The following is a 13,319-nucleotide window of genomic DNA, read 5'->3' as shown; positions in this document are numbered from 1 at the left end:
ATCTTTTATAAATTTTATAGAACAACAGAAAATATAACCGCCTAGAACAAAGCACTTGTCAGCGCGCTACATAATAATTTATGCTATCCAACGCTTTGTTCTATGCTTCGTGGAAAGTAGAACTTTCCAACTGGATAAAAAACAACAAGCACTTTGATAGAAGAATCAAGGTGCTTGCTAATAATTTATAGGTTATCCAATATATTTCAAAATGACTGTTGCTAGTGGCGGAATAATGAGCCCAATGTTTTGTTCTCTTCCATCCCATTCTTCATCAGCGGAAGATAAAATGTTTGAATTCACCAATCCACTTCCACCAAACCTTAAATCATCACTATTGAAGATTTCCTTATAGGTACCTTTATAAGGAACTCCTATTTTATGTAATGTTCTTGGTACAGGTGTGAAATTGGCTACTACTACAATCGTATCCTTTACTTTATCCGTTTTCCTTACATAAGATATTATACTTGCTTCTGAATCCGAGCAGTTAATCCACTCAAATCCTTTAGGTGAAAAATCATCATACCAAAAAGCTTTCTCAGATAAATATAAATGATTCAATTCCTTCATATAATTTTGCAATTGTTGATGTTTATCAAACTGAAGTAAATGCCAATCAATACTCTTATCTTCACTCCATTCATCAAACTGAGCTATTTCATTACCCATAAAGGAAAGTTTCTTTCCTGGATGGCCATACATAAAGCCATAAGCGGCACGTAAGTTAGCAAACTTTTGCCAATAATCACCAGGCATCTTAGTTATCATTGAACCTTTACCATGAACAACTTCATCATGAGATAGAACAAGAATAAAGTTCTCGGTATATGCATAAACCATACTAAAGGTTAAATCATTATGATGATATTTTCTATGAATAGGTTCTTTTTCAATGTATCTTAAAAAGTCATTCATCCAACCCATATTCCATTTCATACCAAAACCAAGACCACCAACATCAGTCGGTCTAGATACGCCTGCCCAAGAGGTTGACTCTTCAGCAATCATTAAAATTCCTTGATATTTTTGATAAATAATTGAATTTAGATGTTTGAAAAATTCTACAGCTGCAAGATTTTCTCTTCCGCCAAAAACATTTGGTATCCATTCATTGTATTCTTTACCGTAGTCTAAATAGAGCATAGAAGCAACTGCGTCAACTCTTAAACCATCTATATGAAATATGTCTAACCAATAAAATGCATTGGCAACTAGAAAGTTAACAACTTCATTTCTCTCAAAATTAAAGATCATTGTTCCCCAATGAGGATGTTCACCTTGCTTTGGATCCTCGTGCTCATATAGAGCGGTTCCATCAAATCTAATGAGTCCATGGCCATCTTTTGGAAAATGTGCTGGCACCCAATCTAATAAAACACTTATTTCATTGTTATGACAGTAATCTACAAAATACATGAAATCTTCTGGTGTCCCAAATCGACTGGTAGTAGCAAAATAACCGATTACCTGATAACCCCAAGACCCGTCAAAGGGATGCTCAGCAATTGGCATTAATTGAATATGTGTATAGCCCATCTCTTTAACATAGTCCACGAGCTCATGAGCTAATTGTCTATAATTTAAAAAACCTCCGTCTTCAGGTTTTTTCCATGAACCTAAATGAACCTCATAGATTAAGGTTGGTTTATTATACGGTACGCTTGAGTCTCTTTTTTTCATCCATTTCGTATCTTTCCATTTATAACTGTTCACATCTGTAACTATAGACGCTGTATCAGGCCTCATTTCCGCATAATTTCCGTAAGGATCAGATTTTTTAAGCAAATAATCTTCTCTCGTTTTAATTTCAAACTTATATTTAGTATTTATGTCAAGCCCTGGAACAAATAATTCATAGATTCCGGATTGTCCTAACAATCTCATCGGATAAATTCTACCATCCCATCCACAAAAATCGCCAATTACACTAACTCTCTTAGCATTTGGTGCCCATACTGCAAAGTGCACACCTTTAACACCATTTACTTCAAGTACATGTGCTCCAAGCTTATTATAGATTTCATAATGTGTACCATTACCAAATAAGTGCATATCTAAATCTGAGATTATTGGAGAAAAAGAATACGGATCGTACATTTCCCAACTATCCCCATTAAAACCTTCATATAATAATTTGTATTTCAGTTCCACTTCCGCATCTAATTCAATGGTAAAAAACCCTTCATCAGCAACTTTAACCATTTCTACTTGGGTTTCTTGGTCTTCATCAAGTACAATTACCTTCACATGTTTTGCATGTGGTTGAAAAGTATTGATGATATATTTATTTTTCTTACTCTTATGAAGACCTAAAATATGATGAGGATCTCTGTGGTTGGATTCAATGATTTCATTGATTTCTGCTTTGCTAATATTGTTTTTCATGCTTTCACCCACCTAATCCGTATTTAAGTGTTTATTGGAAAATTAAAACACTTCTACCTTCTATTTTATCAGTTTGTCTAGTGTTTGACAACCTACTTCCATGTTAATTTCATTAGTTTTTATTGTTTATAATGCAGGAGTGGTTTATAATGGTAAAAAGACGAATGAACTATATGTAATCATCTTCAAACTAAAAAAGGGGTATAATATGTTCACTAAAATTAACGCACGTTCTCTTGAAGAACGTTTACTCATTTACATATTAATTTTCACAAGCATATTACCAGTTTTTTTGATTGTTGAAAATATTATTATCGATTTTCCATTTATCGCAAATTATAAATGGTTTAGTTGTGTATTGGTTTCAGGTGTATTATTATTCTTTGCATTACAAGGTAAATATATATTTAAAATTCAAATCATACTCGTATGTGTAGCTATCTTTGGTTTACTACCCTTCGGCTGGTTTACAGCGGGAGTCTCAAATAACTTTACGATTGCCTATTCCTTTTTGATTTTTATTGGCATAAGCTATTTGTTCGAGAAGAAGCTAAAAATCATTTTAATGATTAGTGAAGTCCTTGTAATTATAATAATGATGCTACTAAATGCATATCACCCTTCCTTATTCTTAGTAGTTCCACTGAATACGCAAGTCATAGACTCCGTTGTACAAGTTGTCATAACTTTTGCCTTCGGAGCACTATTACTCGGAACCTTCTCTAACGCCTATAAAAAAGAAAAGGAAGTTCTAAACAAATATGCTGACCTGCTAGATCTCCAAAACAAAGAGCTAGAAAAGCTAACCATGATAGATGATCTAAGTCAGCTTTATAACAGACGCTACATCTTTAATTTCTTCAATTCTTACCAAAACACTCCAAACCGACAGAAACTATTAATCGGAATGATAGATATCGATGCTTTCAAAGAAATAAACGATACCTACGGCCATGATCTTGGTGATCAAGTTATTAAATACATAAGTAATGAGTTAAAAACCATTGTTAACAGCAATGGTATTGTTGGAAGATATGGGGGAGATGAATTCATAGTAATCCTTGAAAATACCAATCCTGATTTTTACAACGAAATCGTGAAACAAATCAATCATATCCTTATTCAAATAGATACTATCACCAAGCCAATAACCTTAAGTGGGGGCTTTGTCTTTTATGATGGTGAAGACACTGTTGATGAAGCACTTTATAGAGCAGACGTTCTCTTATACCACGTGAAAGATAGTGGCAAAAATAATATGATTATTGCGTAATTGATAAACCCGTTCACGAATGTGATAAGTTGTTGCAATTTAAACGAATGGAAGCGAGCTTCCATTCGTTTACAAAACCGTAGCGAATGCGGAGGTTTTATACCATTGACTTAATTATAAATTAACGAAACAGAGATAAATGCATTTTTTCTTCTAGATTAATACAAAAGGCAGTAAGTATTCATTTTTCGCAAGACCGGCCGAAGGGTAAGGCCAGAAAAATGAATACTTACTGCCAATAAATGATACACCAATCAGAAAAAATGCTTTTAACGACAACCTTGCTCCAGCCCCATATATCATTTTATCTTATAGGACATGCACCACTTTCACAACTTTCATTCCCAACATCTAATTCTATTTCTTTCTTTTCATACTTGGTTAGCAGATTCGTAATAAAAGGTTTCATTTCTTTGCTACGTCTATTGAATTCTTCTTCATCAATAGCTTCATATGGCAATAGTTGATAAAAGTTATCCTCTAGTGATAAAAAGGATAGCGCAACGATATCATCCCAATTTTTCCATACCCACTCTTCCACTTCTTCCCATTCATTTTCTCTAACATGTATTGTAATCGAACAGTTATGATCTACATAGTTTTCCATAAAAAGCTTATAATTCTCTAGCTGATCTATTGCCGAAACATCATATTTAGTAGTTCCAAGCGGTGCTTTGATAGGAAACTCTATTACCTTTGTTGTGCACGTTTCCATTTCTTGTCCTACCTCTGGGAAAATAGGATAACCAAGCTCCTCACAAACCTTAACCACTGGATCATCTGCATTAATTCTTACTCTTCTAATATAATATGGTGAATGAGAATAATGCACTCCACTAGATACTACTGGCAATTGACTTAATGTGCCCTCAGGTTTAACTGTAGTTACCAATAGTGGTTTGTTTTCTCCAATCTCGCTTGCATAATGATTTGCAGAGGTTTGAGCAACATCTCTTAAATTCTTCAAGAGCTTCGCTTCTTGTTCTCTAGTCAGTTGCACTGCGTTTACCATGTCTTGCCATCCTGTTAGAGAACAACCTAACAATTTATCTTCATTTTGAACATAATTCCATTCTGGAATTTCCAGTTCAACACATGTCATTCTATAACCAGCTCTTGCAGATAATCTTTGAGCCTCCATTAAACCATTATGATCCAAGGTACCATCTTCCTTAACAAAAGCATATACATTTACTGTAGTAAGATTGCACAAGCCATTTGCATTTAGAAGTATTTCTCCACAAGGATTCACTCCATTCATATTTGGTCTTCTTTTAGCCCCAGCAACTTCATTTACCCAACCTGGTTCACCTGAATATCGCATTTGTTCAATTTGCCAATGCAAAGTATCTCTTGAAGGTTTTTGTCTATAATAAATGGAGTTATTACTCATTTGTCTATGAATGATATCATGGTCTACAATCCATTGACCATCGATTTGTTTGTATAAGTTGCTTTTTGACTCAACGCATTCTTTATCATCCGGATCTACCAATACAATCTCTGCTGTTCTTCTTACTCCACCTACGACTACATTCTCGCCAATAATATTAGCTATATCTAAGCAATCAATTGGTTTCAGCTTCACGTTGGCTTCATCCTCAAGAACACCACGTCTCTTAATTACCTTTGTTATTTTTATAAACATATTTTTCAAGCTAGCATGTCCACTTGCAGTACCACCAAAGGTTTTTAGTTTCTCACCTTTTGGTCGAACATGATTATAATTTATGATCACTGTGTTAATATTTCTATATTCATTACTATATAACACTTTAAAATAAAAATCTAAAGATTGAACCCAGCCTTCTTTGCTATCGCCAATAATAATTTTCACAGTGTTGTTATGCATAAACTCAAGACTTGTACTATCTTCTCTTCCTTGCTTTACAATAGGTGAGTAGTCTTCATGAATAATCTCAAAGTTTGATCGTACTTTAGGAAGTCTTTTTGTGTCATCTCTAAGTATTCTTATGCCTACTCCTGCTCCTACCATTAGGAGATAAAACAAATCTTTATAAACTCCAAAATCATTAATTACTGTAAAGGCACAATTAAAATTAGCCATAGGATAATGGGTTGTAACATCCGTTCCACCTACCCAAAATGTTCTTCCAGATAAAAATTGACGCAGATTAAAGATATTGTCATACAGTTTTTCTGCTTCTTCTTTTGTTGTAGGAACAAGACTACAATTGTACTCAACAGCTCTTCTTACCGTTTCCCACCAGTATTCTCTTCTCTTTTCCTCAGGTAACCATCTGGAATAAGTTCTATAATAAACAAAAGTTCCTAGTTGTTTCATTGGATTAGGTTTGTGCTTATAATTGCTTATGAATTCCTCTGTTAACAATCTTCCGTCCAGTCTTTTTGTTCTTGTATCTCTTGTTTTATCTCTCTCATATCGATATAAAATATACCTTTTTGCAGCATCCTTTCTTGGTGACTCCATAAGATATTTCTCTACTAAATCTTGAACATCTTCCACTGAAACTGGACACGGATATTTTTGTAGCTCTAAGCTAATCTTCTCACTAATCGCGTTGGCTAATTGTTCATCTACGTTATCCTTTGTTTCAGCCATAGATAACTGGATTGCTGTAGATATTTTCTTTATATTAAAATCACCTACAGTACCATTTCTCTTTAAAACCGTTATCATTAGTAACACCTCTTTTTACAATATATAGTAGTTGCACGACCACAAACATACTATATATTGTATCAATTTAAGAAGAAAATGTCAACTCAATCTTATGTAATAAAAAAAATAATTTGTTTTATACTGCTAGTGCACCTCGATAAATTGATTCAAAAGTGCATGCCATTCATCTGGTTCATACACATCAGCAACTGTTTCCTCATCAAATAATAGGTCAATCATATACCGGGGCTTTTTCCCGCCTATGTGCATGGATTTACAGCAAGATACACAATATACTACAACATCGTCAACAGGCATTTCGCCTGCACGTTTTTTCATCTGTTGTTTTACTTGATCCACTGGGAGAATTCCGTAAAAGCTATCTCCACAACAGGTACTCTTAGTTCCTGTGTTTTTAGGTTCAATCAATTGAATGTTCATTCTTTTTAATAAAGCTCTGATAGCCGTGTGCACTCTTTCTTGATCTCTCGTTGGGCAGGCATCTAAAATGGTCATCTCTTTTCCTTTGTAATCAGGAAAAGGAAAGGTCTTACTATCAGCTAATATCTCCCAAAGAGAAATAGTAGTAATCCCTTCATATAGCTGCCTAAATCGTCTGTCACAGCCTGCACAAGTATTGATAATCTCTGTTCCATGGTCTAATTGTGGTTCATGCCTACAGCATATTACATGTTCTTCGATTCCGTTTAAATCCACATTTAAAAAATCAAACATTCTCTTGCTGAGTTCAGGTTTGTAAATCATTAACGCACATCCTGGCGCAAATACTTTTGTCATGGTCCATCTCCTATAATCCTTGATTTTTATAAGCTACTTACTGATATTATAGCTTAGGTAACGAAATCCATCAATCACTTATACATAACTTTCATACGTAATAGAATGAATGCCTATGGTTAGATAACCGTCAGCTCCGTTACATTTTCCTTGGTGGTAAGCAAGTTATAAAAATTTCTTGTTAAATAATAAAATCGGCTGCGTCGAGTTAAAATCACGAAATAAAACCTAAGACATATGGCTACTAACTTTCATTTACATTATTTCATTTTACTTGGTGAAGGCCATGTCATGTAAGTTTCCCAGTAAATAAAAAACTGACCTAACCCCTCAGTGTTAGATCAGCTGCTTCTTATCCCTATATAACTATCTTCTATTTCCCGTTATACGTAGTAATGATAAAAAGATATTAATGAAATCAAGATAGAGCATCAATGCACCTATGATGGCCATATTACTATCACCATGATTTTCTTTACTACTATGTTTATGGTATTTTTTTAGTTTCTGAATATCATATGCTGTTAGTCCTGAAAATACTGCAACTCCTAAATAACCAATAATTGGATCAAAAGCGGCACTTCTCATAAACATATTAATAACAGACATGATTATCATTCCAAATATACCCATCATTAGGAGTGCTCTAAAAGGTTCTAAATCTGTTTTTGTAGCAAACCCATAAATAGCCATAACACCAAAAATAAGTGCCGAGCCACCAAATACCAATGCCACAGATGTTGTTGTATATCTTAATAAAACAACTGACAATGTAAGACCATTCATTATAGAATAAAGCAAAAAGGTTCCAAGTGCCATACCAAAAGATAGTTTATGCACCCTAAAAGATAAAAACATAACTACCGCTAATTCACCAAATATTAAACCTAAGAACACAGTACGATTTAAGATAATTGCGTTTATAAGACTTTCATTCGTTGCAACTAAAAATGCTGTAATCCCAGTTAAACTAAGACCTACAAACATCCAAGTAAATACCTTTGATAAAAAATGATTAAACTCACCTTGTTGATCTAATTCATATTGATTATATGTGTTAATTCCCATACGATCAGCTCCTTTATATATAAATGGATTTAATAATAACCTAAAGCTAGCTAAGCTAGCCCTAGGCTTAATAATTATTATATTATACCGTACTTAATCATTTGTTTCAACTACAAACAATTATGCATCAACTCTTCACAACCTTCTATCAATAACCATTTAATAGTTCAAAAATCGCGTTATCTTTGTCAATAAAAATCGTCTTACCGCTCATTTCTTTATAAATTTGCATACGTGTAATAAATTCATAAAAAGCCAAATCCTTATTCAATGATTCTTGATAAATCTTAATAGCCTCTGCATCAGCACTCGCCCTAATTACCGCCGCTTTTTCAACTGCTTCTGAAACAGTCTTTACTTTATCTCTGTCTGAAATAGCCTGTTCTTGAACATAATAGGAATCACCTTCAGCTATTAATTTTTCACTTTCTTTTTGTATTTGAAGAGTCATCTTTTCTTCTATACTCTTAACATTCGCTACTGGGAACTTTTTGCGGTTAATTCCAATATCAGAAACATAAAGCCCATAATCCAGCAAAAGTCTTTCATTTGCTATCTTTTGTCTAGAGGTCACAATATCTTGTAGTGTATTTTGATCAAAGAATTCATCAAAATTCAAATTATTTACAGACTGAATTACAAGAGGATAAACGGAATCATCCATCTGTTTATTTGCTTGAGCCCTAGAACCTAGTGCAAGTTGAAAGATAACCGGATCCATAATTCTATATTGAGCATACATTTGAATTTCTATTCTTCTACTATCCTTTGTATTAATAATTTCTTGATTAGATACATAGGTTAAGTATTTAGATGTATACTTATCTACACTTTGTATAAATGGTATTTTAAAGTGTAATCCTTTTTCTGGAATCATTCTGATGTTCATTTCATTTGCTTTAAGATTTTTCGAAACAGCCTCTGCATCTCTAGCTTCTGTAACTACAGCAACAATTCTTCCAAGAGATTTTATTGTAGCCACTTCATCTTCATTTACAATATATATAGAAGAGCTAAAGCCAATTAAGGCAACTAGAACCAAAATAGAAATGATTATTCTTCTTTTCATGTTAACTCCTCCTTTAATTATTTGGTGCAGAACTAATTTGTTCTTTTACCAGGTTGTTATCTGAAAAATTGTAAAACTTATAAAGATCTCCGTCTTGTGTAGTATCTACTATAATTGTATTATTTTTAAAGAATGCTGTCATTGCTTCAATATAGTATTTTTCTTTCAATATTTGAGGATTATTTTTATATTCAGTATAAAGTGCATTAAATTGTGCTACAGCTGCGTTGGCTTCTGCTACTGTTTGAGCAGCATAGGCATTTGCTTGTTCCACAAGTTGTGTTGCTTCACCTTTTGCTTTAGGAATGATCGTATTTTCATAACGTTCTGCATCTTCAATCTTCCCATTTTTATACTGGTTGGCATTTTCCTTTTGTTGAAAAGCGGTTTCTACACTAGGTAAAAATTGTACATTTTGTGTTAACACTTGTTCGATTTGAATGCCAGCTCCATATTCTGTCATTTTCCTCTGTAATAAAGGCTTAACAGCCGCATTAATACTTTCTTTTTCAGTCTTTGCCTGATCTAAGGTCAAGGATTGCATACTTGTACGTATGGTATCCTCTAAAGCCAACCTAAGTGTTCCTTCAATATCATCCACGTTAAATAAAAATTCTTCTGGATTTGAAACCTTATATTTTATAATAACATCTATTAAAGCAATGGAAGCATTGTTATTTGCTCCATCAACAATAACAGTTGCTTCTTCAGGTTGATCTACATAAACAGCTTCACTTGTCTCATTACCACCTGATTGTGTTCTATATCCATATTCCATATTATAAATATTTTTTACATTTACTTTCTTAACTTGATCTACTAACGGTACTTTAAAATGTGGTCCTGCATCTGTAACTATTGTAGCAATTTTACCAAATCTTAAAACTACTCCATTTTCTTTACTGTCCAAGATATAAATGCTGTTGATTAATACTACCAATACGAATAGCCCGATAACAATTCTTGGAACTATCTTTAATAGCTTTTTTTCTATATTTTTGCTGTCAATATCAATAACTTTATCCTCTGGATTATTATTTGAATCCTTCATTCTTATCTCCTCCAAACTTCATATGTAATAGTAATCTAAAAATTAATTATACCACAATAGATGTAAATGTAAAGCAATCGCCATTATATACCTTGGACCTGTTTTTGCTAAAATTGAGAGCTGCTAAAGACCTTAATTTACTGTTTTGAGATGAAATCAATATACTCCGACTTGCTTTTTGGGTTCTGTGCAAAAAAATACAATAACCTTCTAATTCCTAGTAAGGTTTCAGCATTAATGGTGTGTTCAATCTTTTCCGTTTCTTCTAAAATGTCCTCCTTAATATTGAGCAAATTCAAAAATGCTTCTATAGTATTATGTCGAAACAATAAATCCTTCCCTATTCTTCTCCCACTATCTTCAAGTTCAATAATACCATACTTAATATACTTCAGGTACCCTCTTTCACCTAGCTTTTTTATCATTTTAGTGACTGAAGGAGGCTTAACATTTAAGGCTGCTGCAAGATCTACCACCCTAGTGAAATCGTGGTGTTCTCCACATAATCTATAAATCATCTCAATATAATCCTCTTCACAAGCACTTAATTCATTTTTTTCCTTATTCATATACTCCCGAAAGGTGAAAAATTCTTCTTGCTTCATCTGAATTAATTCCTTTAAAAATCTATCTATTTAATACTATGCAATAAAATAAATTTCTAATATACAAGTTGCCGAGCAAATGTATTTTACATAAACTAATAGAGTAATAGTTAGATGAGGTTAAAACATAAATCATGAATAAAAAATTATATGAACTTGAAATAGGTAAGAGTGCAACTGTAGATGGATTAAATGCTCATAGCTTATTGCGAGATAGATTATTAGCATTGGGTGTAACAAAGGGTGCTACTATACAGGTAATTAGAAAAGGTCCTAAACAAAATCTGACCCTTTATAAAATTCGTGGAGCGATGATCGCCTTGAGAAAAGAAGAAGCCTCTACGATTACAGTTTCTTTATTGTAGGAATCACTTTATTACTATAATGAAATTGAAATAATATAAGGAGTTTAAATAGTATGGGTATGACCTATTCTTCAATGCAAAAGAATGGTATTAAAGATTTAGCTAAAATATCTAATCGTGCAAAATATACAATTGCCTTAGCTGGCAACCCTAACACTGGTAAAAGCTCAGTGTTTAATGCCCTCACAGGGCTTCATCAGCATACGGGTAATTGGCCTGGTAAAACTGTAGTAAATGCAATGGGAGAGTTTAGTCACTGTGGAAAGGATTATATTTTAGTTGATCTACCAGGTACTTACTCCCTCTTTGCTTCTTCTGTAGAGGAAGAAGTTGCTAGAGATTTCATTTGCAATGAAGCTCCTGATGCGATCATCGTAGTTACTGATGCAACTTGTCTTGAAAGAAATTTTAATTTATTATTTCAAATAATGAATATAAGTGAAAATGTTATATTATGCATTAATCTTATTGACGAGGCCAAAAAGAAAAAGATTCTTATTGATTCTGTTGGAATAGAGCAGGAATTGGGAATACCTGTTGTACTTACCTCAGCCCCAAACGGAATAGGAATTCAAGAAATTAAAAATATTCTTAACGATGTAATCTCCCATAATTACCACAACAACCAAAAATCATCGCTGTTTATTAAGCCCTTTGATGTAAACGAAATCCTTAACCCTGAAAATGGAAGGGATTACATAACTGAAGCGCATTATAAAATGGCTGAGGCAATTAAGCAGAAGTATGTTATTGAAAATGGAAAAACCCATTACAGAGATGAGAAGATTGACAACTTCATAACCTCAAAGAAATTTGGAGTACCAATTATGCTACTGCTACTAGCAACGATAATTTGGATTACAGTAATTGGTGCAAATATTCCTTCAAGAGCTTTGGGTACGCTTCTTTTTGGTGTAGAGAACCTTTTATCTACTTGGTTTTTGCGTATAAATGCACCTAGTTGGATTCATGGGGTACTCATACTCGGTTTATATAGAACATTAGCATGGGTTGTAGCTGTGATGCTTCCACCAATGGCAATTTTTTTCCCACTTTTCACCTTACTTGAAGACCTTGGTTACCTACCAAGAGTTGCTTTCAATATGGACCATTTATTTAAAAAGGCTTGCGCTCATGGTAAACAATGTCTAACAATGTGTATGGGCTTTGGTTGCAATGCTGCTGGAGTAGTCGGTTGTAGAATCATTGAGTCACCACGTGAACGAATGATCGCAATTCTAACCAACAGCTTCGTACCCTGCAATGGTCGCTTTCCTACATTAATTACTATTTCCTCGGTATTTTTTGTTTTTTCAACTAGTTCAATGCTTAAAACTCTTATACCTGCTTTTTCAATCACACTCCTCATTGTAATTGGAATATCCATTACCTTACTAGTTTCATATATATTATCAAAAACCCTTTTAATAGGTATTCCTTCAACCTTCACCTTAGAACTCCCCCCTTATAGAAGGCCTCAATTTGGAAGAGTTTTATATACCTCTATTATAGATAGAACCTTTTTTGTTCTAATAAGAGCAATCTGTATTGCTGCACCCGCAGGAGCAATTATATGGATACTCAGCAATACTTTCATAGGAGATAATAGTATACTCACCTATGCTGCAAACTTCTTGAATCCCTTGGCAACCTCCATAGGTTTAGATGGTTTTATACTTTTAGCCTTCATTTTAGGTTTACCTGCTAACGAAATAGTACTACCAATTTTACTGATGTCTTATTTATCAACCGGCAACCTTACTGAATTTGAAAGCTTAGCATCTCTTAAAGAAATATTATTGTCCCATGGATGGACTTACTTGACAGCAATAAATACTATGCTATTTAGTTTACTCCATTGGCCTTGTTCTACCACCCTATGGACGATAAAAAAAGAAACCGGCAGCCTAAAATGGACCTTGGTTTCTGTGCTTATTCCAACAGGGATAGCATTCTTCATATGCTTTATTACTACAAATATATATAAATTACTATAGCAAATCCTCTACCACCTCTTGAATGAGGTGGTTTTTATACGTTATTTGTTACTTGGACTTA

Annotated in this window: 10 protein-coding genes; 3 read left to right on the top strand and 7 right to left on the bottom strand. The window is 33.6% G+C overall.

Annotation, left to right across the window (positions count from 1 at the left end):
- Positions 1-192 precede the first annotated feature (192 nt).
- Complete coding sequence (locus tag CVU84_12050) at positions 193-2,388, bottom strand: 1,4-alpha-glucan branching enzyme (GenBank protein ID PKM94188.1); 2,196 nt, start codon at positions 2,386-2,388, stop codon at positions 193-195.
- 100 nt (positions 2,389-2,488) lie between these two features.
- Between CVU84_12050 and CVU84_12045 the strand changes: the two genes are divergently transcribed.
- Entirely contained in the window at positions 2,489-3,661 is a 1,173-nt protein-coding gene (locus CVU84_12045; GenBank protein ID PKM94187.1) for a hypothetical protein, read from the top strand.
- A gap of 304 nt (positions 3,662-3,965) precedes the next feature.
- Here the strand turns inward: CVU84_12045 and nrdJ are convergent, their stop codons facing one another.
- The 6 genes from nrdJ to CVU84_12015 form a co-directional block, all read right to left on the bottom strand.
- A complete protein-coding gene (nrdJ, locus tag CVU84_12040; protein ID PKM94186.1) occupies positions 3,966-6,323 on the bottom strand; it encodes a ribonucleoside-triphosphate reductase, adenosylcobalamin-dependent in 2,358 nt (785 codons plus the stop codon).
- A 126-nt stretch (positions 6,324-6,449) separates the two neighbouring features.
- Entirely contained in the window at positions 6,450-7,103 is a 654-nt protein-coding gene (locus CVU84_12035; protein PKM94185.1) for a hypothetical protein, read from the bottom strand.
- Positions 7,104-7,469: 366 nt separating this feature from the next.
- Positions 7,470-8,171 (bottom strand): hypothetical protein, encoded by a 702-nt coding sequence (locus CVU84_12030; protein ID PKM94184.1) that lies wholly within the window; start codon positions 8,169-8,171, stop codon positions 7,470-7,472.
- 148 nt (positions 8,172-8,319) lie between these two features.
- Positions 8,320-9,240 (bottom strand): hypothetical protein, encoded by a 921-nt coding sequence (locus CVU84_12025; protein ID PKM94183.1) that lies wholly within the window; start codon positions 9,238-9,240, stop codon positions 8,320-8,322.
- Positions 9,241-9,253: 13 nt separating this feature from the next.
- The gene (gene hflK, locus CVU84_12020) at positions 9,254-10,291 is read right to left on the bottom strand and encodes an FtsH protease activity modulator HflK (protein ID PKM94182.1); all 1,038 of its coding nucleotides are present in this window, start codon (positions 10,289-10,291) and stop codon (positions 9,254-9,256) included.
- 137 nt (positions 10,292-10,428) lie between these two features.
- Positions 10,429-10,896, bottom strand: a complete 468-nt coding sequence (locus CVU84_12015; protein PKM94181.1) for a Fur family transcriptional regulator — start codon at positions 10,894-10,896, stop codon at positions 10,429-10,431.
- Between the two features lie 134 nt (positions 10,897-11,030).
- On the opposite strand from CVU84_12015, the gene CVU84_12010 reads away from it, so the two are divergent.
- Both CVU84_12010 and feoB read left to right on the top strand, forming a co-directional pair.
- Positions 11,031-11,261: a ferrous iron transport protein A gene (locus CVU84_12010; GenBank protein ID PKM94180.1), complete on the top strand. Its 231-nt coding sequence runs from the start codon at positions 11,031-11,033 to the stop codon at positions 11,259-11,261.
- Between the two features lie 53 nt (positions 11,262-11,314).
- Positions 11,315-13,258, top strand: coding sequence for a ferrous iron transport protein B (feoB, locus tag CVU84_12005; protein PKM94179.1), 1,944 nt, complete (start codon positions 11,315-11,317; stop codon positions 13,256-13,258).
- The last annotated feature ends 61 nt before the right edge of the window (positions 13,259-13,319 follow it).

Source organism: Firmicutes bacterium HGW-Firmicutes-1 (genome assembly GCA_002841625.1).
Taxonomy (GTDB): domain Bacteria; phylum Bacillota; class Clostridia; order Lachnospirales; family Vallitaleaceae; genus HGW-1.
This window is presented reverse-complemented; position numbering and strand designations above follow the sequence as displayed.